General features: G+C 71.8%; 15 protein-coding genes. 9 read left to right on the top strand and 6 right to left on the bottom strand.

Annotated elements, in window-relative coordinates:
* Positions 1 to 23: 23 nt before the first annotated feature.
* Positions 24 to 1,499, bottom strand: a complete 1,476-nt coding sequence (locus tag ACZ4VT_RS07830) for a sugar transferase (protein ID WP_467947598.1) — start codon at positions 1,497 to 1,499, stop codon at positions 24 to 26.
* 382 nt (positions 1,500 to 1,881) lie between these two features.
* On the opposite strand from ACZ4VT_RS07830, the gene ACZ4VT_RS07825 reads away from it, so the two are divergent.
* Positions 1,882 to 4,155 carry a M4 family metallopeptidase gene (locus tag ACZ4VT_RS07825; RefSeq protein ID WP_467947596.1) on the top strand — a complete coding sequence of 758 codons (2,274 nt, stop codon included), beginning with the start codon at positions 1,882 to 1,884 and terminating at the stop codon, positions 4,153 to 4,155.
* Positions 4,156 to 4,368: 213 nt separating this feature from the next.
* On the opposite strand, the gene ACZ4VT_RS07820 is transcribed toward ACZ4VT_RS07825, so the two are convergent.
* Positions 4,369 to 4,548, bottom strand: coding sequence for a hypothetical protein (locus tag ACZ4VT_RS07820; RefSeq protein WP_467947594.1), 180 nt, complete (start codon positions 4,546 to 4,548; stop codon positions 4,369 to 4,371).
* Here ACZ4VT_RS07820 and ACZ4VT_RS07815 point away from each other — a divergent pair.
* Positions 4,547 to 4,738, top strand: coding sequence for a hypothetical protein (locus ACZ4VT_RS07815; protein WP_467947592.1), 192 nt, complete (start codon positions 4,547 to 4,549; stop codon positions 4,736 to 4,738). The genes ACZ4VT_RS07820 and ACZ4VT_RS07815 overlap by 2 nt on opposite strands.
* A 62-nt stretch (positions 4,739 to 4,800) precedes the next feature.
* On the opposite strand, the gene ACZ4VT_RS07810 is transcribed toward ACZ4VT_RS07815, so the two are convergent.
* Positions 4,801 to 5,604: a hypothetical protein gene (locus ACZ4VT_RS07810; RefSeq protein ID WP_467947590.1), complete on the bottom strand. Its 804-nt coding sequence runs from the start codon at positions 5,602 to 5,604 to the stop codon at positions 4,801 to 4,803.
* 454 nt (positions 5,605 to 6,058) lie between these two features.
* Positions 6,059 to 8,695 (bottom strand): alpha-glucan family phosphorylase, encoded by a 2,637-nt coding sequence (gene glgP, locus ACZ4VT_RS07805; RefSeq protein WP_467947588.1) that lies wholly within the window; start codon positions 8,693 to 8,695, stop codon positions 6,059 to 6,061.
* Positions 8,696 to 9,332: 637 nt separating this feature from the next.
* Between glgP and ACZ4VT_RS07800 the strand changes: the two genes are divergently transcribed.
* The 5 genes from ACZ4VT_RS07800 (at position 9,333) to ACZ4VT_RS07780 (ending at position 18,030) form a co-directional block, all read left to right on the top strand.
* Positions 9,333 to 11,327, top strand: a complete 1,995-nt coding sequence (locus tag ACZ4VT_RS07800; RefSeq protein WP_467947586.1) for an alpha-1,4-glucan--maltose-1-phosphate maltosyltransferase — start codon at positions 9,333 to 9,335, stop codon at positions 11,325 to 11,327.
* On the top strand, positions 11,324 to 13,054 hold the full coding sequence (gene treS, locus ACZ4VT_RS07795) for a maltose alpha-D-glucosyltransferase (RefSeq protein ID WP_467947584.1): 1,731 nt from the start codon (positions 11,324 to 11,326) through the stop codon (positions 13,052 to 13,054). Before ACZ4VT_RS07800 ends, treS begins: the two co-directional genes overlap by 4 nt.
* A gap of 155 nt (positions 13,055 to 13,209) precedes the next feature.
* A complete protein-coding gene (locus ACZ4VT_RS07790; RefSeq protein ID WP_467947583.1) occupies positions 13,210 to 14,661 on the top strand; it encodes a maltokinase N-terminal cap-like domain-containing protein in 1,452 nt (483 codons plus the stop codon).
* Positions 14,658 to 16,946, top strand: coding sequence for a 1,4-alpha-glucan branching enzyme (gene glgB / locus ACZ4VT_RS07785; protein ID WP_467947581.1), 2,289 nt, complete (start codon positions 14,658 to 14,660; stop codon positions 16,944 to 16,946). The genes ACZ4VT_RS07790 and glgB overlap by 4 nt, the downstream gene beginning before the upstream one ends.
* Positions 16,947 to 17,346: 400 nt before the next feature.
* Positions 17,347 to 18,030 (top strand): helix-turn-helix domain-containing protein, encoded by a 684-nt coding sequence (locus tag ACZ4VT_RS07780; protein ID WP_362800980.1) that lies wholly within the window; start codon positions 17,347 to 17,349, stop codon positions 18,028 to 18,030.
* Between the two features lie 16 nt (positions 18,031 to 18,046).
* Here the strand turns inward: ACZ4VT_RS07780 and ACZ4VT_RS07775 are convergent, their stop codons facing one another.
* Together ACZ4VT_RS07775 and ACZ4VT_RS07770 are read right to left on the bottom strand one after the other, a co-directional pair.
* On the bottom strand, positions 18,047 to 20,065 hold the full coding sequence (locus ACZ4VT_RS07775) for a hypothetical protein (RefSeq protein ID WP_467947579.1): 2,019 nt from the start codon (positions 20,063 to 20,065) through the stop codon (positions 18,047 to 18,049).
* 232 nt (positions 20,066 to 20,297) lie between these two features.
* Complete coding sequence (locus ACZ4VT_RS07770) at positions 20,298 to 21,323, bottom strand: ATP-dependent 6-phosphofructokinase (RefSeq protein WP_362800975.1); 1,026 nt, start codon at positions 21,321 to 21,323, stop codon at positions 20,298 to 20,300.
* A gap of 224 nt (positions 21,324 to 21,547) precedes the next feature.
* Between ACZ4VT_RS07770 and pta the strand changes: the two genes are divergently transcribed.
* Together pta and ACZ4VT_RS07760 are read left to right on the top strand one after the other, a co-directional pair.
* Positions 21,548 to 23,638: a phosphate acetyltransferase gene (pta, locus tag ACZ4VT_RS07765; protein ID WP_467947577.1), complete on the top strand. Its 2,091-nt coding sequence runs from the start codon at positions 21,548 to 21,550 to the stop codon at positions 23,636 to 23,638.
* A gap of 54 nt (positions 23,639 to 23,692) precedes the next feature.
* Positions 23,693 to 24,916 carry an acetate kinase gene (locus ACZ4VT_RS07760; protein ID WP_467947575.1) on the top strand — a complete coding sequence of 408 codons (1,224 nt, stop codon included), beginning with the start codon at positions 23,693 to 23,695 and terminating at the stop codon, positions 24,914 to 24,916.
* Positions 24,917 to 24,977 lie beyond the last annotated feature (61 nt).

The raw sequence follows: 24,977 nt of genomic DNA, 5'->3' as shown, positions 1-24,977 counted from the left end.
GGCGGCCCCGGCCTTCCGGTGCCTCAGTACGCTCCGCGTCCGTCGACGACGGCGCGGAGCGTACGGCCCATCACGTCGACATCGCTGGTGAAGGACCAGTTGTCGACATACTGCAGGTCGAGCTGGATCGTTTCGTCCCAGGACAGGTCGGACCGCCCGCTGATCTGCCACAGCCCCGTCATCCCGGGGCGCACGGTGAGCCGGCGCAGTTCGACCTCGTCGTACCGGGCCACCTCCTCCGGCAGCGGCGGCCGTGGGCCGACCAGCGACATGTCGCCGGTCAGCACGTTGACCAGCTGCGGCAGTTCGTCCAGCGAGGTACGGCGCAGCAGCCGGCCCACCCGGGTCACGCGGGGGTCGCGGCGCATCTTGAACATCAGGCCGTCGTTCTCGTTCGCCCCGGACAGCTCGGCCTTGCGGGCGTCGGCGTCCGTCACCATCGTGCGGAACTTCCACATGACGAAGGGAACCCCGTCACGGCCGATGCGCTGCTGCCGGTAGAAGGCCGGACCGCGCGAGCCGAGGCGGATGGCCAGCACGATCCCGAGGAAGACCGGCGCGAGCAGCAGCAGTCCGGCGGCGGCCCCCACCCGGTCCAGGGCCGACTTGAGCAGGGTCTGCATCCCGCGGCTGACCGGCGGCGCGACCCTCAGCACGGCGAGCCCGCCCGCGGACAGGGTCTCCAGCCGCTTGACGGAGATCTCCACCAGCCCGGGGAAGACCGCCAGTTCCAGCCCGGCGTCGTGCAGGGCCCAGGCGACGCGGCGCAGCCGCTCCCCCGTGATCCGCACACCGGGGGCGACCAGCACCAGGTCGGCGTGGTGGCTGGCGACGGCGCCGAGCACGGCCGCGGAGTCGCCGGCCGGGGCCTTGGGCATCCCCTCGTCGAGGCGGGCCGCCACGGGCACCCCGCTGGAGAGCGCCCCGGAGCCGACCGGGACCACGCCGACGACCACGTACGGGTGGTCGGTGCGGGCGGCGAGGTGCGCGATGACGTCCTCGGCCGCGTCGGGTTCGCCGACGACCAGGACCCGGCTGACGGCCTGGGCCTCGCGGCGGGCCGCCGAGAGGTGGCGATAGGTCAGTTTGTGGCAGGCGACGGTGATGAGGAGGGCGGGCAGCAGGGCGCCGAGAGCGGACAGCCGGGGGGTGGCCTCCTCGGTCACCACGCGGGCCACGGCCAGCACACCGATGAGAATCAGCCAGTCGTGGACGACGGGCAGCACTCCGCGCGATTCCCCGAGCGCGCGGTCCGTGTACCGCCGGCGCAGCGCCTGCACCCCGGTCCACGCCACGGCCGCGGCGAGGGCGCAGTAGAGGGGCCGGACCTGCTGTGCGGCATCGAAGACGAGCCCCACGGGAATGGCGGCGCCGAAGAAGTCGGCGGCGACGGCGGCCGGGCGGTACCAGCGGGCCTTGTCCCCGTGGCGCCGGGCGGAGCCCACGGACTCATGGGCCGCCCCGGCCACTCTTTGCGCAGGAAAATGGACATGCCTCATGGGCCCCCCTGGCACGTGGTCTATGACAGTGGCGGGTGTCCATGGCTTCCCCTGGCAACGGACATCTGCCGCACCGGGAAACAGTACGACAAACACCCGTACGGTAAATGCCGTTTGGGTCAACGCAGCCTCTTGTTGCGCAAGTGTTAGCAACCGGTATCAGCCGTTCCGAATGCCGGACGCCCTTCCGCGCACACGAAGGTGAATGGTCCGAATACCGGATACGTATCTTCGGACAACGGACCGTTTCCGGCCAACCTTTTGACGCGACCCTGACATCTAGACCGACAAGTGGCAATCTTCGACCGTTCATCGCACCAGCCCTGTTCTGCCCGGAGGCCCACCCAGCCATCCGGAACCCCCCTTGCAGAAGGAGTCTGCGTTGAGGTCCACCCCCCAGAGGCGTGCCACCGCGGCCGGCGCGCTCGTTGCCGCGGCAGCCCTGCTCGCCGTAGGCATACAGACCGGCTCCGCGACCGCCGACGCCACCGCGTCCCAGGCACCCAAGGCCGCCCAGCCCAATCCGGGCGCGGCCAACCGCGTACTCAGCGCTTCGGAGCGTGCGACGCTCCTCGCCGAGGCCAACTCGACCACCGCGCAGGCCGCCAAGGCCCTCGGCCTCGGCAGTGGCGAGAAGCTCGTCGTCCGCGATGTCGTCCAGGATGCGGACGGCACCACGCACACGACGTACGAGCGCACCTACGACGGGCTCCCCGTGCTCGGCGGTGACCTCACCGTTCACGCCAAGGGCGGTGTCACCAAGAGCGTGACCAAGGCGACCCACCACGAGATCAAGGTCGCCGACACCAACGCCACGGTCACCCCGTCGGCCGCGGAGAGCCAGGCGGTCTCCGCCGCCAACGCCGAGGGCTCGAAGGACGCCAAGGCCTCCAAGAACGCCCGCAAGGTGATCTGGGCGGCCGAGGGCGTTCCGGTGCTCGCGTTCGAGACCGTCGTCGGCGGCCTCCAGCACGACGGCACCCCGAACGAGCTGCACGTGGTGACCAACGCCAAGACCGGCGCCAAGATCACCGAGTGGCAGGCCGTCGAGACCGGCACCGGCAACACCATGTACAGCGGCCAGGTGACCCTCGGGACCACCCAGTCGGGCAGCACCTGGAACCTGACCGACGCCGCGCGCGGCAGCCACAAGACGTACAACCTCAACCGTGGCACCGGCTCCGGCACCGGCACCCTGTTCTCCGGCCCGGACGACACCTGGGGCAACGGCCTGCCGTCCAACCTGGAGACCGCCGGCGCGGACGCCCACTACGGCGCTGCCGTCACGTGGGACTACTACAAGAACGTGCACGGCCGCAACGGCCTGCGCAACGACGGTGTGGCCCCGTACACCCGGGTCCACTACGGCAACGCCTACGTCAACGCGTTCTGGAGCGACTCCTGCTTCTGCATGACGTACGGCGACGGTGAGGGCAACAACAAGCCGCTCACCTCCACCGACGTGGCGGCGCACGAGATGACCCACGGTCTGACCTCGGTCACCGGCAACATGACCTACAGCGGTGAGCCCGGCGGTCTGAACGAGGCCACCTCCGACATCATGGCGGCGGCTGTCGAGTTCTACGCCAACAACCCGCAGGACGTCGGCGACTACCTGGTCGGCGAGAAGATCGACATCAACGGCGACGGCACCCCGCTGCGCTACATGGACAAGCCGAGCAAGGACGGCGCGTCCAAGGACTCCTGGTACTCGGGCCTCGGTGGCATCGACGTCCACTACTCCTCGGGCCCGGCCAACCACTGGTACTACCTGGCCTCCGAGGGCTCCGGCGCCAAGGTCATCAACGGCGTGAGCTACGACTCGCCGACCGCCGACGGCCTCCCCGTCACCGCGATCGGCCGTGACGCCGCCTCGAAGATCTGGTTCCGCGCGCTGACCACCGGTCTGTTCAAGTCGAACACCAACTACGCGGCGGCCCGTACGGCCACCCTGCAGGCGGCGGCCGACCTGTACGGCGCCGGCTCGGCGACGTACAACAACGTGGCCCACGCCTGGGCGGCCATCGCCGTCGGATCGCGGCCCGCGCCCAGCGGTGTCTCGGTCACGGCGATCCCGAACCAGACCACCCAGATCAACACCGCCGTCAGCCTGCAGGTCCAGGCCACCAGCACCAACCCGGGTGCGCTGAGCTACGCGGCGACCGGCCTGCCGGCCGGCCTGTCGATCAACTCCTCCACCGGCCTGATCTCGGGCACGGCCACCACCGCGGGCACGTCCAACGTGACCGTCACGGTGACCGACTCGCAGAGCAAGACCGGGACGACGTCCTTCACCTGGACGGTCGGCACCGCCCAGCAGAACGTCTTCGAGAACACGAACGACTATCAGATCGCGGACAACGCCACGGTCGAGTCCCCGCTCGCGGTGACCCGCACGGGCAACGCCCCGAGCACGCTGAAGGTGGACGTGAACATCGTCCACACCTACGTCGGTGACCTGGTCGTCGACCTGGTCGCCCCCGACGGCAGCGTGTACAACCTGCGCAACCGCACCGGCGGCAGCGCGGACAACATCGTCCAGTCCTTCACCGTGAACGCCTCCTCCGAGGTCGCCAACGGCACCTGGAAGCTCCGCGTCAGGGACGCTGCCAGCCTGGACACCGGCTACATCAACAGCTGGAAGCTCACCTTCTGACTCCTTCGGGGCAGCGTGAGCAGGAGCTGAACAGATAGACACGGGGCCGCCCGGGAGAAGACCTCCCCGGGCGGCCCTGTCCCATGGGCCCGCCGCGCCGGGACCTGTTGCCCCGACCGTCCCCGCCGCGCGGCCTCGGCCCTGGCTGATCCAGGGCGGCATGGGCGTCGGGTTCTCCGGCCGGCGACCGGCCCGGGCCGTGTCCACGGCGGGTCACCTCGGCGTGGTCTCCGGCACCACGCTGGACGTGGTCCCCGCCCGCGTGCCGCAGAGCGGCGACCGGGCGGGCACGCGCGCCGCGCACGGGCCGCCTTCCCGCTGCCCGAACTCGCGCAGGGCGCCCTCGACCGCTACTTCCGCGAGGGCGGCACCCGCGAGGCCGGCAGTGCCCATGCAACGGCCTGCGGCCACCGTCGGGCCGGCGCAGCGGCGGCCCGGCGGCGGGGTGGAGCCCCCGCTGGTGACGATCGGCAAGGACCTGTCCTTCCTGCCGAGCCTCTCTCCGGACGCGGCGCCCGATACGGCGGCGGACGTGGTGGAGTGGCCGGCGGCGGGTGCCGGTCCCGTGGAGGGGGCTGCCTGACGCGGGAATGGCCCGGCCGCCGCGTGGGCGCCGGACCACTCCCGGGTCAGCGGGCCGAGAGGTCAGCCGAGGGCGCGGAAGAGCTTCTCCAGGAGGTCTTCCTCCTCCTCTTCCTCGTCGTCGCGGGCCTGATCCTCGCGGGCCTGGTCGTCGCGGGCCTGATCCTCGCGGGCCTGGTCCTCGCGGGCCTGGTCGTCCCGGGCCTGGTCCTCCCGGCCCTGGTCACCGCGGCCCTGGTCGTCGCGGGCCTGGTCCTCCCGGGCCTGGTCACCGCGGCCCTGGTCGTCGCGGGCCTGGTCCTCCCGGGCCTGGTCATCCCGGCCCTGGTCATCCCGGCCCTGGTCATCCCGGCCCTGGTCATCCCGGGCCTGGTCCTCCCGGCCCTGGTCACCGCGGCCCTGGTCACCGCGGCCCTGGTCACCGCGGCCCTGGTCACCGCGGCCCTGGTCACCGCCGTTGTTCCAGTCGCCGCGGCCGTCATTGTCGCCGCGGCCCTCGTCGTGCTCGTTCACCGGCGTGAAGTAGACCGAGACGACCCTCACCCGGTTCACCCTCGCGTCCGGCCTCAGCGTCGCCACCTCCTGGCCGGAGCAGCTGCGGTTGCTGAAGAGGTGGGCCCTCGACCTCGTGTTGTTCTGCACCGCGACCGCCGGCCTGTCCCGGGAGGTTCGCGTGAGCACGTAGCAGGTGTTGTTGTCCGCGGGCCTGATCTGCCCGTTCTCCTCGACGTCGTCGTCGCTGACGAACCGGTAGTTCAGCGTGCCGAGAGCGCGGTCGCCGTGGTCGTCGGCCAGCGACGGGCCGGCGGTGGGCAGGACGAGCGCGAGAGCGCCGACGAGTACGGCGGCGGTGGTGCGAAGACGCATGGGGGGAAATCCGTTCCTCGGGTCCGCGGATGCCGGGTCCGGTGGCATCCGCGGGCAGCGTAGGAGCGGAGGAGGCCGCCGGAACGTTTCGGCATGCCCAGTGCGTTCGAAGGTTCACCCGTGAGGGCCCAGCCGTGAGGTCCCGGGCGTACGGTTTCCCTCCGTACGGCCCGGCTCCGTACGGCCTCAGTTCCGTACGGCCGGTGCCCCCGCCGGGTCCTGAGCCCCGGTGGACTTCGCGCGGGGCCGCGGGAGCAGAGCGGCTGCGGCCGGCGTCCCGCCGCGCAGCAGGGGGTCTACACGTACCTGACCGAGCGGATCGGCGCGGTGGACGGCGTGGGGCAGGTGGAGGTGATCCCGGCCCTGCGCAGCGTCAAACGGGCCGGGATTTTCGTGGAGGGCGAGCGGCTGGTGGATCCGCCGCCCGCCCCCCGAACCGGTACCGCGACGGTGCCTACCGCAGCAGTACGCCGCCTCCCGCGTCCGTGTCCACCGGGGCCGCGACCAGGCCCAGTTCGGCCGGGGTCGCCAGCAGCGGATGCGCCGGCAGGATCCGTACCGTGTAGCCGAAGGGGCCCGTACGGTCGAGGGCGAGCGGGCCCTCGTACACGCAGCGCCCCTCCAGGTCGGGCCCCGCGGCCGGCTTGAGCGGGAAGGTCCGCCCGTCCCGGATCACGTCCTGCGGGTCCACCCGGCCCGCGAAGACCTGGACCTCCACGTCCTCGGGGGCGAGCGCGTCCAGCGACACCTGCACCCGCAGGGTGAGGGTGGCCCCGAGCTCGGCGGTGCCGTTCACGGGAGCCGCGGCCAGCGCCTCCACGTGCTCGACGGAGACCCGCGGCCAGGCCGCCCGGACCCGCCCCTTCCACCACGCGAGATCGCGCGCGGCCCCGGCGTCCAGGGCCCGGTGGGCGAGCGCGGCCGGCGTGTACAGCCGCTCCACGTACTCGCGCACCATGCGGCCCGCGAGCACCTTCGGCCCCAGCGAGACGAGCGTGCGCCGGACCATCTCGATCCACCGCACCGGGAGCCCGGTGCGCCCGGCCCGGTCGTAGAAGCGGGGTGCGACCCGGCCCTCGATCAGCTCGTAGAGGGCGCTCGCCTCCAGGTGGTCGCGCCGGTCCTCGTCCGCGCCGAGCCCGTCGGCGGTCGGGATGGCCCAGCCGAAGTCCGGCTCGAACCACTCGTCCCACCAGCCGTCCAGCACGGACAGGTTGAGGCAGCCGTTCAGCGCGGCCTTCATGCCGCTCGTCCCGCAGGCCTCCAGCGGCCGCAGCGGGTTGTTCAGCCAGACGTCGCAGCCCGGGTAGAGCTTCTGCGCCATGGCCATGCCGTAGTCGGGCAGGAAGACGATCCGGTGGCGCACCCGCGGGTCGTCCGCGAACCGCACCAGTTCCTGCACGAGCCGCTTCCCGCCGTCGTCGGCCGGGTGCGCCTTGCCCGCGACCACGATCTGCACCGGCCGGTCCGGGTCCAGCAGCAGCCTGCGCAGCCGGTCCGGGTCGCGCAGCATCAGCGTCAGCCGCTTGTACGAGGGCACGCGCCGGGCGAAGCCGATGGTCAGCACGTCGGGGTCGAGCACGGAGTCCACCCAGCCCAGCTCCGCGGCGGCGGCGCCGCGCTGGAGCCACGAGGCCCGCAGCCGGTCCCGTACCTCCTGCACCAGCTGCTCCCGGAGCACCCGCCGCAGGTCCCACACGTCCTGGTCGGGGATCTCGGCGACCGCGTCCCAGCGGTGGGAGCCGCCGACCGACAGGGCGTCCTCGGTGCGGCCCGCGCCGATCTGGCGGACGCCGAGCCGGACCACCTCGGGGGCCACCCAGGTCGGGGCGTGCACCCCGTTGGTGACGGAGGTGATCGGCAGTTCGGCCGGGTCGAAGCCGGGCCACAGGCCGGCGAACATCTCCCGGCTGACGGCGCCGTGCAGGGTGGACACCCCGTTGGCCCGCTGGGCCAGCCGCAGACCCATCACGGCCATGTTGAAGACCCCGGGGTCGCCCCCGGGATAGGTCTCGGCGCCGAGCTCCAGGATCCGCTCGACGGGGACGCCGGGCAGTTCCCCGCCGTCCCCGAAGTGCCGGGCGACCAGCGCCCGCTCGAAGCGGTCGATGCCGGCCGGGACGGGCGTGTGCGTGGTGAACACGGTCCCGGCGCGCACCGCCTCGACGGCGGCGTCGAAGCCGAGCCCCTGCTCCCGTTCCAGTTCCCTTATGCGTTCCAGCCCGAGGAAACCGGCGTGGCCCTCGTTGGTGTGGAAGACCTCGGGGGCGGGGTGGCCGCTGAGCCCGCAGTACAGCCGGACGGCGCGGACACCTCCGATGCCGAGCAGCATCTCCTGGAGCAGCCGGTGGTCGCTGCCGCCGCCGTAGAGCCGGTCGGTCACCTCGCGGGCGACGGCGTCGTTGTCCTCGACGTCGGAGTCCAGGAGCAGCAGCGGCACCCGCCCGACGCGGGCCTGCCAGATGTGCGCGTGCAGGGCGCGGCCGCCGGGCAGGGTCAGCGAGACCCGGGCGGGGGTCCCGTCGTCCTGGCGGAGCAGGCCGAGCGGGAGTTCGTTGGGATCGAGTACGGGGTAGTGCTCCTGCTGCCAGCCGTCGCGGGACAGCGACTGCCGGAAGTAGCCGTGCCGGTAGAGCAGTCCCACCCCGATGAGCGGGACGCCGAGGTCGCTGGCGGCCTTCAGGTGGTCCCCGGCGAGGATGCCGAGGCCGCCGGAGTACTGCGGCAGGGCGGCGGTGATGCCGAACTCGGGGGAGAAATAGGCGATGGCGGCGGGCAGTTCCGCGCCCTTCTCATGGCTCTGGTACCACCTCCCGCCGTTGACGTAGTCGTCGAGGTCGGCGGCGGCGACGGCGAGCCGCCGCAGGAAGCGGCGGTCCGCGGACAGTTCGGCGAGGCGCGCGGCGGAGACGGCGCCGAGCAGCCGGACGGGATCGCCGCCGGCGGCCTGCCAGCCCTCGGGGTCGACGGATTGGAAGAGTTCACGGGTCTCGGCATGCCATGACCAGCGCAGATTGCGCGCGAGGTCGGTGAGCGGCAGCAGGGATTCCGGGAGGACGGGGCGCACGGTGAATCGACGGATAGCCTTCACACGTTCCACCTTCGCAGGGGATTGCGGATCGGAGCGGCCGCACCACGCTGTGCACCCGCGCATCACCCCGGGAAGGCTAGCGAGGCCCGCGTGTTCCGGCCATGGCGCCTGTGGCGGCGGCCGGCCGCCCCGCCTCTCTCCCCGGGCCGCGGGCTCCGGGTCGGACCGGACCCCCTCCACCGCCGTGCACACGCCGTTCGCCGGGGTATCCGCGACCAGAGGCCCTGTCTCCCCGCCACTCGTTCGGGCGGTCCGAGCGGGGCCCGAGAGACCCGTGGGACGGGTGGTGTCAGCCCTACGTCACCTAGTACCGGTCGACTTGACGGAGCCCTGCCGGGATGTCGATGCAGGGCTTGGTATTGCCCGTTCCACTACGTACGAGTAGTTAACCGAGCGCGCGGATTGGGCGGGACGAGAGTGGGAAGGGCTCCCCGGGTACACGTCGTACAGCACGAGGCACCCGCCCACAAACCCTCTCCCCGCCACCCGAGTGAACGCGGACAGGAGCGGCCATGCCCGCAGCCCAGCCGTCTTCCGAGCGGCTAGAAACAGAGCGAACAGAGCGTGCACTACCAGTCGTGACTCCGACTGGCCTGTTGTCACCGAGCCCTGCGAACTGCCCCCAGGTGATCCCATCATGATCGGTCGCATTCCCGTGCTGGACGTCCGCCCCGCCGTCGACTGCGGCGCCAGACCCGCCAAGGCGGTCGTCGACGAGGTCTTCGAGATCTCGGCCACCGTGTTCCGCGAGGGACACGACGCTGTTGCCGCGCACATCGTCCTGCGCGATCCGAGCGGGCGGCTGCGGCCCCCCGTACCGCTGAGCGAGCTCGCCCCCGGCACCGACCGGTGGGGGGCCCGCGTCTCCGCCGAGGCCGAGGGGAGGTGGACGTACACCGTCGAGGCGTGGAGCGACCCGGTGGCCACCTGGCGGGCCCATGCCGCGATCAAGATCCCGGCCGGCATCGACAGCGGGCTGATGCTGCTGGAGGGCGCCGAGCTCTACGAGCGGGCCGGGGCCCGGATCGCCAAGCGCGACGGCCGCGAGGCCGTGCTGGCCGCCGCCGCGATCATGCGCGACGAGGACCGGCCGGCCGCCGAACGGCACGCCGCCGCCCTCGACCCCGCCGTGGACGCGGCGCTCGCCAAGCGCCCGTACCGGGAGCTGGTCACCGCCTCGAAGCCGCTGCCGCTGCTCGTCGAGCGCAAGCGGGCCCTCTTCGGGTCCTGGTACGAGATGTTCCCGCGCTCGGAGGGGGCGGTGCTGGAGCCCGGTGGGGCTCCGGTCAGCGGCACCTTCCGGACGGCCGCGGAGCGGCTGCCCGCGATCGCCGCGATGGGCTTCGACGTGGTCTACCTGCCGCCGATCCACCCGATCGGCAGCACCTTCCGCAAGGGCCCGAACAACACCCTTTCCGCGGGGAGTTGGGATCCGGGCGTGCCCTGGGCCATCGGGTCGACCGAGGGCGGGCACGACGCCGTCCACCCGGAGCTCGGCACCATCGAGGACTTCGACGCGTTCGTCGCGCGCGCCCGCGAGCTGCACCTGGAGATCGCACTGGACTTCGCGCTCCAGTGCTCCCCCGACCACCCCTGGGTGGAGAAGCACCCGGAGTGGTTCCGTCACCGGGCCGACGGGACGATCGCGTACGCCGAGAACCCGCCGAAGAAGTACCAGGACATCTACCCGATCCACTTCGACACCGACATGGCCGGCATCGTCGAGGAGACCTGCCGGATCCTGCGGTACTGGATGGACCACGGGGTCCGCATCTTCCGCGTGGACAATCCGCACACCAAGCCGGTGGTCTTCTGGCAGAAGGTGATCGCGGACATCAACAAGTCCGATCCGGACGTGATCTTCCTGGCGGAGGCCTTCACCCGCCCCGCCATGATGCGCGCGCTCGCCTCGGTCGGCTTCCAGCAGTCGTACACGTACTTCACCTGGCGCAACACGAAGGCCGAGCTGACGGAGTACGTGACCGAGCTGTCCGGCACCACCTCGGCCTCCGTCATGCGGCCGAACTTCTTCGTGAACACCCCGGACATCCTCCACGAGTACCTGCAGGAGGGCGGCCGTCCCGCCTTCGAGGTGCGGGCGGTCCTCGCCGCCACCCTCTCCCCCACCTGGGGGGTCTACTCCGGCTACGAGCTCTGCGAGAACACCCCGGTCCGGCACGGCAGCGAGGAGTACCTGAACTCGGAGAAGTACGAGTTCCGGCCCCGCGACTGGGAGGCCGCCGACCGCGAGGGCCGCACCATCGCCCCGCTGATCACCGCCCTGAACCGGATGCGCCGCCGCAACCCCGCGCTCCAGCAGCTGCGCGACATCCACTTCCACTCGACCGACAACGAACAGGTGATCGCCTATTCGAAGCACGCCGGAGCCAATTCCGTACTGGTGGTCGTCAACCTCGATCCGCACCACACCCAGGAGGCGACGGTCTCGTTGGACATGCCGGTACTCGGCCTCGACTGGCACGGGTCCCTCGCGGTGCGCGACGAGCTCACCGGCGAGACCTATCACTGGGGCAGGGCGAACTACGTGCGCCTAGAGCCGGGCCGAACGCCCGCGCACGTGCTGGCCGCTCTGCGACCGTCCCCGCCCACCGGAGGGTCACCCACCACATGATGATCAACGATCCCGTCCACGACACCTTCGAGGACACCCCCGCCAAGGACCGCGATCCCGACTGGTTCAAGCGGGCCGTCTTCTACGAGGTCCTCGTCCGCTCCTTCCACGACAGCAACGGCGACGGCGTCGGGGACCTGAAGGGGCTCACCGCCAAACTGGACTACCTCCAGTGGCTCGGTGTCGACTGCCTGTGGCTGCCGCCGTTCTTCGCCTCGCCCCTGCGCGACGGGGGCTACGACGTCTCCGACTACACCTCGGTGCTCCCGGAGTTCGGCGACCTCGCCGATTTCGTGGAGTTCGTGGACGCGGCGCACACCCGCGGCATGCGGGTGATCATCGACTTCGTCATGAACCACACGAGCGACCAGCACGACTGGTTCCAGCAGTCGCGCAAGGACCCGGACGGCCCGTACGGCGACTACTACATGTGGGCCGACAACGACAAGCAGTACCAGGACGCCCGCATCATCTTCGTCGACACCGAGACCTCCAACTGGACGTACGACCCGCTGCGCAAGCAGTACTACTGGCACCGCTTCTTCTCGCACCAGCCGGACCTCAACTACGAGAACCCGGCCGTGGTCGAGGAGATCGTCTCCGCGCTGCGGTTCTGGCTGGACCTCGGGATCGACGGATTCAGACTCGACGCGGTGCCCTACCTGTACGCCGAGGAGGGCACCAACTGCGAGAACCTCCCCCGCACCCACCGGCTCCTGAAGCGGGTACGGGCCGAGATCGACGCGCACTACCCCGACACCGTGCTGCTCGCCGAGGCCAATCAGTGGCCCGAGGACGTGGTCGACTACTTCGGGGACTTCGCCAAGGGCGGGGACGAGTGCCACATGGCCTTCCACTTCCCCGTCATGCCGCGCATCTTCATGGCCGTACGAAGAGAGTCGCGCTACCCGGTCTCCGAGATCCTGGCCAAGACCCCGGCGATCCCGGACCGCTGCCAGTGGGGCATCTTCCTGCGCAACCACGACGAGCTCACCCTCGAAATGGTCACCGACGAAGAGCGCGACTACATGTACGCCGAGTACGCCAAGGACCCGCGGATGCGGGCCAACATCGGCATCCGGCGCCGCCTCGCCCCGCTCCTGGACAACGACCGCAACCAGATGGAGCTGTTCACCGCCCTGCTGCTGTCCCTCCCGGGCTCGCCGGTGCTCTACTACGGCGACGAGATCGGCATGGGCGACAACATCTGGCTGGGCGACCGCGACGGCGTCCGCACCCCCATGCAGTGGACCCCGGACCGCAACGCCGGTTTCTCCTCGTGCGATCCGGGCAGGCTGAACCTGCCGGTCATCATGGACCCGGTCCACGGGTACCAGGTCACCAATGTCGAGGCGGCCATGGCGTCGCCCTCCTCACTGCTGCACTGGACCCGCAGGCTGATCGAGATCCGCAAGGCCAACCCGGCCTTCGGACTCGGCTCGTACACCGAACTGCCGTCGTCCAACCCGGCGGTGCTCGCGTTCCTCCGCGAGTACGGGGACGACCTGGTGCTGTGCGTGCACAACTTCTCGCGCTTCGCGCAGCCCACCGAGCTGGATCTTCGGTCGTTCAACGGACGGGTCCCGGTGGAGCTCACGGGCGACGTGCGCTTCCCGCCGATCGGTGAGTGGCCGTACCTGCTGACACTGGCGGGACACGGCTTCTACTGGTTCCGGCTGCGGACCGAACAGCGCGGCGAGCAACGCGGCGAGCAACGCGACGGTTAGCGGGCCGGCGGAGGGGCGGGCAGCTCGAATGGGTCAATCGCCCGCCCCTGTACGGACCATCCTGACCCGACACTCGCACATGCCGGAGAAGCAACTGCCGCGCATCCGGGACACTCTGCGCATTCTGTGACGGCCCGGGGAAAGGACGCGACGCCATGTCGGAGGCTGCATCCGCCCGGAGCCGGCTGACGGCCGACCGGGCCGCCGGGATCGCCCCGTTGGAACCGATGCTGAGGGCCTGGCTGCCCGCACAGCGCTGGTTCGCGGGCAAGGGCCGCACCATCAGAAGGCTCAGGACCGTCTCGGCGGCCGAGCTCCTGCCGCCGGGATCCACTCCCGGCATGCTGCACCTGCTCCTCGACGTCGACGGGGACTGTTACCAACTGCTGCTGGGCATCCGCCCGTCCCTGCCGCCCGCGCTCGCGCCGACCCTCATCGGCCATGCCGAGGAGGGCCCGTACGCCGGCCGGGCGGTCTACGAGGCGCTGGGCGACCCGCGGCTCGCGGCCATGCTGCTGGAGCGGCTGCGCTCCCCCGGGGTGCTCGGCCCGCTGCGCTTCGACCGGGACCCGGCCACGCCGATCCCGGCGGGGCTCTCGCCCCGGCCGCTCTCCGGAGAGCAGACGAACTCCTCCTTGATCTACGGAGATTCGTTCATCCTGAAGGTTTTCCGCCGGGTCGGCCCCGGGGTCAACCCGGACCTGGAGCTGCCCCGGGCCCTGGCCGCCGCCGGCTGCGCCCGGGTCCCGGCCCCCGTCGCCTGGTACGAGGCCGAGCCGCCCGGGAGCGAGCCGCTGACCCTGGGCGTGCTCCAGCCGTACCTGCGCGGCTCCGACGACGGCTGGCAGCTCGCGCTGCGCCGGCTCGGCGCCGGGGACGACTTCACCGCCGAGGCGCACGCGCTCGGCCGGGCCACCGCCGAGGTGCACAGCGCGCTCGCCGCCGCGCTGCCCACCGTCGCGCTCGGCCCGGAGCAGACCGCCCGGCTGGCCGCCGGGATGACCGCCCGGCTGGCCGCGACCGCCCGGGAGGTGCCGGCCCTGCGGCCCTACGAGGCGGGGCTGCGGGGGGCCTTCGACGCGCTGGCCGCCTCCCGGGGGGCGGGGGTGCCCGCCCAGCGGATCCACGGTGACCTCCATCTGGGTCAGACCCTGCGCACCCTCGACGGCAGCTGGTCGTTGATCGATTTCGAGGGCGAGCCGGCCCGGCCGCTGGCCGACCGGCGCCGTCCCGAACCGGCGGTCCGCGACATCGCCGGGATACTGCGCTCCTTCGACTACGCCGCCCGCTCGCACCGGCCGTTCGCCCCCGCCTGGGCGGACGACTGCCGGGCCGCGTTCTGCGAGGGATACGCCCGCACCACCGGCCGGGACCCCCGCGAGGATCCCGTACTGCTGCGGGCGTACGAGACCGACAAGGCGGTGTACGAGGCCCGTTACGAGTCCCGGCACCGCCCCGACTGGCTGCACGTCCCGATGGCCGCGATCCGGCGGCTCTCGGAACCCTCGCGACCCGCGCACCGCGTGCCGCCGACCCCGCCCGCCCCCGGTTCCATCTCCCCGCATCCCCATCCCCGCCCGAAGCCCCCGAGGAGGCCGCTCGCGTGAGCGCCGCACGACAGCCGTCACCGACCGTCCGCGACGAAGCCGTACCCGCCCCGGCGGCGGCGAAGAAGCCCCGCGCGCCCCGGGCCCGCCGCGCCACCCCGCCGCGGGGGGTCCGGCCGGCGCCCGCACTCGGCGGCGACGAACGGGCCCGGCTGCTGGAGGGCCGCCACCACGATCCGCACGGGGTGCTGGGCGCCCGTACCGCGCGGGGCGGGGTGGCCTTCCGGGTGCTGCGCCCCTACGCCAAGGCGGTCACCATCGTCGCCAAGGGGCTGCGGGCCGAGCTCTTCGACGAGGGCGACGGGCTGTTCTCCGGGCTGCTGCCGCTGACCGGCGTGCCGGAGTACCGGCTCCTGGTGACGTACGACAGCGACGAGATCGAGGTCCACGACCCGTACCGGTTCCTGCCCGCCCTCGGCGAGCTGGACCTGCACCTGATCGGCGAGGGCCGCCACGAGCAGCTGTGGACGGCGCTCGGCGCCCAGCCGATGGAGCACCAGGGCGTGGCCGGGACCCGGTTCACCGTGTGGGCGCCGAACGCCCAGGGGGTCCGCCTCAGCGGGGACTTCTCGTACTGGGACTCCGTCGCCTACCCGATGCGCTCGCTCGGCGCGAGCGGCGTGTGGGAGCTGTTCCTGCCCGGGGTGGGCGCCGGTGCGCTCTACAAGTACGACATCACCCGCCCGGACGGCAGTCACACCCTGCGCGCCGACCCGATGGCCCGCTCCGCGGAGGTCCCGCCGGCGAACGCCTCGGTGGTCACCGCCTCCGGCCACGTGTGGCAGGACGCGGAGTGGATGGCACGGCGCGGCGAGCGGCCCCCGCACCAGGCCCCCTTCTCGGTGTACGAACTGCACCTGGCGTCCTGGCGGCCCGGGCTCTCCTACCGGCAGCTCGCCGAGCAGCTCCCCGCGTACGTCAAGGAGCTGGGCTTCACCCACGTCGAGATGATGCCGGTCGCCGAGCACCCCTTCGGGGGCTCCTGGGGCTACCAGGTCACCGGCTTCTACGCGCCGACCTCGCGGATGGGCACCCCGGACGACTTCCGCTTCCTCGTGGACGCGCTGCACCGGGCCGGGATCGGGGTGATCGTCGACTGGGTGCCCGCGCACTTCCCGCGCGACGACTGGGCCCTCGCCGAGTTCGACGGGCGGCCGCTGTACGAGCACCAGGACCCGCGCCGGGCCGCGCACCCGGACTGGGGGACGCTGGAGTTCGACTACGGCCGCAAGGAGGTCCGCAACTTCCTCGTCGCCAACGCCGTGTACTGGTGCGAGGAGTTCCACGTGGACGGGCTGCGCGTGGACGCGGTGGCCTCGATGCTCTACCTCGACTACTCGCGCACCGAGGGCCAGTGGACGCCCAACGAGCACGGCGGGCGGGAGAACCTGGACGCCGTGGCGCTGCTCCAGGAGATGAACGCGACCGTGTACCGGCGCTGCCCGGGGGTGGTGACGATCGCGGAGGAGTCCACGGCCTGGGACGGCGTGACGCGGCCGACGGACTCCGGCGGGCTCGGCTTCGGCCTGAAGTGGAACATGGGCTGGATGAACGACACCCTGCGCTATATGTCGAAGGAGTCGGTGCACCGCAAGTACCACCACCACGACATGACCTTCGGGATGATCTACGCCTTCAGCGAGAACTACGTGCTGCCGATCTCGCACGACGAGGTGGTGCACGGCAAGGGCTCGCTGGTGTCCAAGATGCCCGGGGAGGACTGGTGGCAGAAGCGGGCCGCGCACCGGGCGTACCTCGGCTTCATGTGGGCCCACCCGGGCAAGCAACTGCTGTTCATGGGGCAGGAGTTCGCCCAGGGCTCGGAGTGGTCGGAGGCCTACGGGCCGGACTGGTGGCTGCTGGACTCCTCGTATCCGGCGGCCGGCGACCACCAGGGCGTGCGCACCCTCGTGCGCGACCTGAACCGCACCTACACGGCGGCGCCCGCCCTGTGGGAGCGGGACACCGTGCCGGAGGGCTTCGCCTGGGTGGAGGCGGACGCCGCGGAGGACAACGTGTTCGCCTTCCTGCGGTACGCGCAGGACGGTTCGCAGCTGCTGGCGGTGTCGAACTTCTCGCCCGTGGTCCGGCACGGCTACCGGATCGGCGTGCCGGAGGAGGTGCCGCTGTGGCGGGAGGTCCTCAACACCGACCTCCAGGTGTACGGCGGCAGCGGCATCCACCACACGCAGCCGCTGCGGGCCGAGCCGGTGCCGGCGCAGGGCCGTCCGGCCAGTCTGCGCATGACCCTCCCGCCGCTGGCGACGATCTGGCTCAGGCCCTAGGGGCGGGCGGCCGTCAGCTCCTCCTCCAGCTCCCGGAGGAGGCGGCGCCCGGGCCGGGCGCCGACGATCTGCTTCACGGGCCCGCCGTCGCGGAAGAGGAGCAGGAACGGGGAGGAAGCGGAACGGGGCCCTCGCCACCCCCGTGGGCGAGGGCCCCTCAGAGAACCACGTACGGGATACGTGTCCGGTTCATCTTGTGTGGAGGGTGTGACGACTCTTGCGTCGGCGGGCATTGGCTGGAACCGTACCCCTATCAAAAGATCTTCGAGCTCACCGGTTACCGGACAGTCGCCCGGAAACCCGACGAAAGCCCCTATCTCCATAGGACTTTCCTACGAGGTATGGGCTTGTTTGTTTGGTCTGTAGGCGCCGTCGCCCAGCCACTCCTACGGTGTGCGGTGTGCACTCCAGCCCACCTTTCAATGCCCCCGCCGCGCGTCGTCTGCGCGCGGCCCTGGGCATGGCTCCCGGACATGTCGCCTACGGCCTGCGCGCCCAGTACGGACTCGTCGTCGCGCCCGAGACGGTGATGGCCTGGGAGCGTGGCGAGATATCACCCTCTTCGGTCGAACTCACGGCGCTCGCGGGCGTGCTCTGGTGCGCCCCCGGGGAGCTGCTCGCCGAGCCGGTCACCCTGCGGGAGCACCGGATGTCCCGGGGGCTCGCCGCGGACGAACTGGCCCGGCGGATCGGTCTGGAAACGAACTCGTACCAGAAGATGGAGGACACCGGGCGCTGGAAGGGCAACGAACGGCAGTCCGCCGCCCTCGCCTCGGTGCTCGGTCTGACGCTGGCCCAGTTCGTGACGGCCACCGGCAAACAGGAGGAGCTGGCCGACCTGCTGCGCAGCGCGGTGACCACGCGCTGGCAGGCGTACGTGAAGCCGCTCGGCAAGCTGCTGCCGATCCCCAAGGCCAATCTGGAGTGGGTGCTGGAGCAGCTGCACGGCGACTACCAGTCGCGGATGGTGGCGACGCTCAGCTGGGGCGGCGGCGGGGGCGAGGCCGGCAGCGGCGACGCCGGCCGGGAGTTCCTGCTGGAGATCGTGGACCGCTTCTGGCAGCTCGCGGGCGGCACGTCCTAGACACCCCGGGCACCCCCTAAGGCAGCGGCGCGTGCACCACGGTGGCCGCGCTGCCGGCGGCCGTCAGGTCGCTCCTGAGCCGGTCGGCGGTCTTCGGGTCGCCCACCAGGACGGTCGGCGGGGCCGGGCACGAGGCGATCGCGGTCTTCAGGTGGCCCAGCGAGGCCTGGTACTCCTCCTCCCCGGCCGTCGCGGGTCCGCCGACCTTGACGTAGAAGACCTCGTACAGCCCGACCATGTTGCCGGCCTGGTGGGTGAGGATCTGGGCGAGGAAGGTCGACCTGAGGTTGAGGTAGGCGTCGTTGCCGTACAGGGCGATCACCGGGGAGGTGACGCCGGGCAGGTCGCGCCCGGTGAGGGCGGCGGCCGGCGGGCCGATGTCGCCGCTCTTCGCCTCGCCCCGGCTCCACTTGAGCATGGGGCTGCCGTACCACGCCGAGGGGTGGCCCCAGCCGGAGGGCACGCCCCACTGGACGCCGCCGAACAGCGCCAGCGCCGCGGCCGCCGCGAGGCAGGAGCGCAGCAGCAGGTCCGCACGGCGGCGCAGCGCGGTGCCCGCCGTCCCGCCGGCGGGCGGCAGCATCAGGCCGATCAGGCCGAGCGAGATCAGGGCGATCACCAGCCCGGCGGCGGTCAGCTTCTCGAAGTAGTACGAGTAGTACCCGATGGTGTGCTTCTGCCAGGCCCCGAAGACGCCGATCAGCGCGGCCGCGCCGAGGACGAGGGCCGGCACCGTCCGTCCGATGCCCGTCCGGCGGTTCACCGGGAGGGTGGCCGCGACCACGGCGAGCAGTCCGAGCCCGATGAACACCGGGCGGTCGGGGATGACCATCGGGCCGGCCAGGTTCGAGGTCTTGGCGACGTCCAGCTTGGTGAGGACGGAGAAGGCGCTGGGCAGTCCCGCCACGAGGGTGGCGGCCGCCAGTGCTCCGAGGACCGGGATCCACCGGCCGGCGAACCGGCGGCGGTGGACGAGCAGTACCGCGACCAGGGCGATGCCGACGAGGGCGCCGTACAGGTTGTAGACGTAGGTGACGGCGATCAGGCCGGCCGCCGCGAGGAGGACGAACTCGGTGCGGCCCGCCGCGGGGCGCACCAGCAGGGCCAGGGCGACGGCCAGGAACAGCAGGCCGATGGTCTCGGAGTCGAAGCCCCGCTCGATCAGCTCCGCCATCGATCCGGACATCATCACCGCGGCGGCGGTGGCGCAGACCGCGGCCGCGCGCCAGCCGCGCAGACGGGGGCCGCCGATCCAGCGGGCGGCCCAGACCAGCGCCCCGCAGAACAGCGCGTAGGCGGCCAGGACGTAGAGGAAGTAGCGGTTCGTCATGGCGAGGGCGGAGCCCGCCTCGGCCGAGGACGTCACCAGGGCGTCGATCCAGGCCAGCAGGAAGTGGGAGCCCTGCGGGTAGACCGCCTCGGACGGCGTCATCATGTACGTCCGGGCGGCGTCCTGGTGGAGGAAGGCGTAGCCGCCGACCTGCCGGATGCCGGTGAAGTACGAGAAGTGCCCCATCCGGTCCTCGGACGTGACGAAGTAGGCCAGCCGGTCGGCGGCCGACTTGCCGGCCACCGGGTGGTGGACGTAGTGCCAGACCACGGCCACGGTGCCGGCGACCAGCGCGTCCGAGCCGCGCAGCCGCAGCGGGACGCGGGGCCGCCGGCGGGCCAGCCAGCCGGCGACGGAGGCGACCGTCAGCAGCAGGCCGGCCCCCGGCACGGGGGCCAGGCCCCACGGCCAGACGGAGAAGAGCAGGCCGAAGCCCATCACGGCGCCGCAGAGCAGGAAGGCCGCGACCACGAGGCGGTCGAGCAGTCCGCCGCCCACCCGGATCAGGGCGGCGATCGTCAGGATCAGGACGGGGAGGAGGAGCACGTCGAGGGCGACCGCGTGGAGCAGCAGGGGTACCGCCCAGGACGCGGCGAGGGCCGCGGCGAGGACGGTGGGGCTGCGCCGTGCGGCGGGGCCGGCGCCCTGGGGTCCCGGTCGGTTCTCGACCGGTTCGGCGGTCCGGACGGCGGAGCTGGTCGCCACTGGAGTGGGGCACCTTTCCATCGAGTGCGTGTGAGCGGAGGCGGGGGCCCGGTGCGCGGGCCCGGTCCGTCACGCGACTCGGCCGGCCGATCCCCCGGCCGGAATCCTAACCAGCGGGGACCGGGGCACGGAGGCACGGAGCGGCCCCGGAGCGCCGGCTCCGGGGCCGTCCGGCGGGAAAGTGGGGCCGAAGGTCCCGGCCCGGCAGGGGCGGGGGTCCCGGCCGGGTGGGTCAGAAGACGGACTCCGCCTCGTACATGCGGTCCTCGGGGACCGTCTTCAGTTCGGTGGTGGCGGAGGCGAGCGGGGCCATGACGATGTCGGTGCCGCGCAGGGCCGTCATGTTGCCGTAGTCGCCGCGGTGGACGGCCTCGACGGCGTGCCAGCCGAAGCGGGTCGCGAGCACGCGGTCGTACGCGGTGGGCACGCCGCCGCGCTGGACGTGGCCGAGGATGACCGGGCGGGCCTCCTTGCCGAGGCGGTGCTCCAGCTCGATCGCGAGGCGGTTGCCGATGCCGGCGAAGCGCTCGTGGCCGTACTGGTCGATGGCGCCCTTCTCGTACGGCATGGAGCCCTCGGCCGGGTGCGCGCCCTCGGCGACGCAGATGACGGCGAACTTCTTACCGCGGGCGAATCGTTCCTCCACCATCTTCACCAGGGCGTCCACCTCGAAGGGGCGCTCCGGCAGGCAGATGCCGTGGGCACCGCCGGCCATGCCGGATTCCAGGGCGATCCAGCCCGCGTGGCGGCCCATCACCTCGACGACCATCACGCGCTGGTGGGACTCCGCGGTGGTCTTGAGGCGGTCGATGGCCTCGGTGGCGACCATGACGGCGGTGTCGAAGCCGAAGGTGCGGTCGGTGGAGGAGATGTCGTTGTCGATGGTCTTGGGCACGCCGACGACCGGCATCCCGGCGTCCGACAGCATCCGCGCGGCGGTCAGGGTGCCTTCGCCGCCGATCGGGATGAGGGCGTCGATGCCATAGCGCGTCGCCAGTTCACCGGCGTTCTCGGCGGCCTCGTGCAGGCGGGCGCGCTCCATGCGCGCCGAGCCGAGGATCGTGCCGCCGCGGGCGAGAATGCCGCTGACGGCATTGATGTCGAGGGGGCGGAAGTGGCCGTCGAGGAGGCCCTTGAACCCGTCCTCGAAACCGATGACCTCGTCCCCGTGCCCCACCAGGGCACGGTGTACGACCGACCGGATGACAGCGTTGAGCCCCGGACAGTCGCCGCCTGCGGTGAGAACTCCGATACGCATCGTGCTGTGTCTCCTGCCGTACTGATGAAGGGCGTAATGGTGAAGCCTGTCCGATTGTTCCACGGGCCCGGGGTGCCGCGCGTGTTGTGCTGCTCCGGTTCCCGGGCCTTTCGACCCTCCTGGCCAGGGCCTTTCCCGGGGGGCGCCCTATCTATTGGCAGAGGTATTGTCAAGGGGTCAAGCCAGACCAAACAGACATCCACAGCATGGGACGGAGTGCGGGCGTGACGCGCAGCGTGTACGTGACCGGTATCGAGCGGGGCGACGGCCGCCAGGTCGTCGAGCTGGGGATCATGGAGCTCCTGACCCGGCAGACGGGCCGGGTCGGCGTCTACCGGCCGTTGCTCCACGACGGACCGGACCGCCTCTTCGAGCTCCTGAAGGCCCGCTACCGGATCGACCAGGACTCCGCGACCGCGTACGGGATGGAGTACCAGGAGGCCTCGGCGATCCTGGCCGAGAAGGGCACCGACGCACTCGTCTCCCGGCTGGTCGACCACTACCACCGGGTGGCCCGCGACTACGAGGTCATGCTCGTCCTCGGCACCGACTACGCGCAGACCAACCTCCCGGACGAGCTGGCGCTCAACGCCCGCCTCGCCAACGAGCTCGGCGCGGTCGTCGTCCCCGTCGTCGGCGGCACCAAGCACCACGCCGAGGCGGTGCGCGCCGAGGCCCGCAACGCCTACCGCGCGTACGAGACCCTGGGCTGCCACGTCGTCGCGATGGTCGTCAACCGGGTGGCCCCGGAGGACCGCGACCTCATAGCCGAGCGGCTGGCCGCCCGGCTCCCCGTGCCCTGTTACGTCCTGCCGGACGACAAGTCGCTCTCCGCCCCGACCGTCGCCCAGATCACCCGGGCGCTCGGCGGCGAGGTGCTCCTCGGCGACGAGGCCGGGCTGGCCCGCGACGCCGTGGACTTCGTCTTCGGCGGCGCCATGCTGCCGAACTTCCTGAACGCCCTGACCCCCGGCTGCCTGGTGGTGACCCCCGGCGACCGCTCCGACCTGGTCGTCGGCGCGCTGGCCGCGCACACCTCGGGCACCCCGCCGATCGCCGGTGTGCTGCTCACCCTGAACGAGCGGCCGAGCAGGGAAGTCCTGGCGCTCGCCTCGAAGCTGGCCCCGGGCACGCCCGTGGTGTCGGTGGCCGGCAACAGCTTCCCGACCGCCGCCGAACTCTTCTCGCTGCAGAGCCGGCTGAACTCCGCGACCCCGCGCAAGCTGGAGACCGCGCTCGGCCTCTTCGAGCGGCACGTGGACACCGGCGAGCTGCGCGACCTGCTCTCGGTGGCCCGCTCGGAGCGGGTCACCCCGATGATGTTCGAGCACGAGCTGCTGGAGCGGGCCCGCGCGGAGCGCCGCCGCGTCGTGCTGCCCGAGGGCACCGAGGAGCGCGTGCTGCGCGCCGCGGACGTGCTGCTGCGCCGGGGCGTCTGCGACCTGACCCTGCTGGGCGACGAGCAGGCGATCCTGAAGAAGGCCGGCGACCTCGGCGTCGACATCTCGGGCGCGCAGCTGATCGACCCGGCGACCTCCCCCCTGCGGGAAGGTTTCTCCGAGTACTACGCCAAGGTCCGCGCCCACAGGGGCATGACCGTCGAGCTCGCCAACGACGTGGTCACCGACGTCAATTACTTCGGCACGCTGATGGTCCAGCAGGGCCTGGCCGACGGCATGGTCTCCGGCTCGGTGCACTCCACCGCGGCGACCATCCGCCCGGCCTTCGAGATCATCAAGACCAAGCCGGAGGCGTCCATCGTCTCCTCGGTCTTCTTCATGTGCCTGGCCGACCGGGTCCTCGTCTACGGCGACTGCGCCGTCAACCCGGACCCGAACGCCGAGCAGCTCGCGGACATCGCCGTCCAGTCGGCGGCCACCGCCGCCGCCTTCGGCGTCGACCCGCGGATCGCGATGCTCTCGTACTCGACCGGCACCTCCGGTTCGGGCGCGGACGTGGACAAGGTCCGCAAGGCCACCGAGATCGTCCGCGAGCAGGCCCCCGGCCTGCGGATCGAGGGTCCGATCCAGTACGACGCGGCCGTGGAGCCCTCGGTCGCCGCGACCAAGCTGCCCGGGTCCGAGGTGGCCGGCCGTGCGACGGTGCTGATCTTCCCCGACCTCAACACCGGCAACAACACGTACAAGGCCGTGCAGCGTTCGGCGGGCGCGGTGGCGGTCGGCCCGGTGCTCCAGGGTTTGCGCAAGCCGGTCAACGACCTCTCGCGCGGCGCGCTCGTACAGGACATCGTCACCACCGTGGCCATCACCGCGATCCAGGCGCAGGGCGGGCCGTCGCCCGCGGCCACCGTCTGACCGCCTGCCCCTCCCCCCTCCCCCCACCGCCCGAGACAAGGAAAGACCCTCATCGTGACCGCATCGCGCGTACTCGTCCTCAACTCCGGCTCCTCGTCGGTCAAGTACCAGCTCCTCGACATGGCGGACCGGTCCCGGCTCGCGGTCGGTCTGGTGGAGCGGATCGGCGAGGAGAACTCGCGGCTGGTACACGAACGGATCACCGGGGACCCGGCCCCGGACGCCGTCGGCGCCAAGCGCGAGCAGCTCGGCCCGATCGCGGACCACGAGGCCGCCCTGAAGGCGGTGGCCGCGGAGCTCGCCGCGGACGGGATGGGCCTGGACTCCCCCGAACTGGCGGCGGTGGGGCACCGGGTGGTGCACGGCGGGACGCGGTTCACCCGGCCGACCGTGATCGACGACGAGGTGCTGGCGGAGATCCGGAACCTGATCCCGCTGGCTCCGCTGCACAATCCGGCGAACGTGACGGGCATCGAGGTGGCGCGCTCGCTGCGCGCGGACCTCCCGCAGGTGGCCGTCTTCGACACCGCCTTTCACTCGACGATGCCGGAGTACGTGGCGCGGTACGCGATCGACGCCGCGACGGCCGACGCGTACTCCATACGGCGGTACGGCTTCCACGGCACCTCCCACGCCTACGTCTCCCGGGCGACGGCCGCACTGCTCGGCAGGCCGGTGGAGGACGTGAACGTGATCGTGCTGCACCTGGGCAACGGCGCCTCCGCCTCCGCGGTCCGGGGCGGGGTGTGCGTGGAGACGTCCATGGGCCTGACCCCGCTGGAGGGTTTGGTCATGGGGACCCGATCGGGCGATCTCGATCCGGCGGTCGTCTTCCACCTGGCGCGGGTGGGCGGCCTCTCGGTGGATGAGATCGATTCGCTCCTGAACAAGAAGAGCGGTCTGCTGGGCATGTGCGGCGACAACGACATGCGCGAGGTGCTCCGACGCGCGGGCGAGGGCGACGAGGCGGCGAGCCTCGCCTTCGCCGCGTACGTCCACCGGCTGAAGAAGTACATCGGCGCGTACGCGGCGGTCCTGGGGCGGGTGGACGCGGTGGCGTTCACGGCCGGGGTCGGCGAGAACGCCCACCAGGTCCGCGAGGCCGCGCTGGACGGCCTGGCCGAGCTGGGCCTGGCGCTGGACCTGCAGGCCAACGCGGCGCGCTCCCCGGAGCCGCGGCTGGTTTCGGCGGAGTATGCACGGGTGGCCGTGGCGGTGGTCCCGACGGATGAGGAACTGGAGATCGCCACCCAGGCGTACGCACTCGTTACTCAGTAGTCACTTGGACTTTCCACCAGACGGAATATTCCGCTGCGAAACAAACCGATAGGATCCAGTC

Source organism: Streptomyces sp. NPDC029164 (assembly GCF_055563995.1).
The sequence above is the reverse complement of the archived record's forward strand: the minus strand, read 5'-3'. Positions and strand labels throughout refer to the sequence as shown.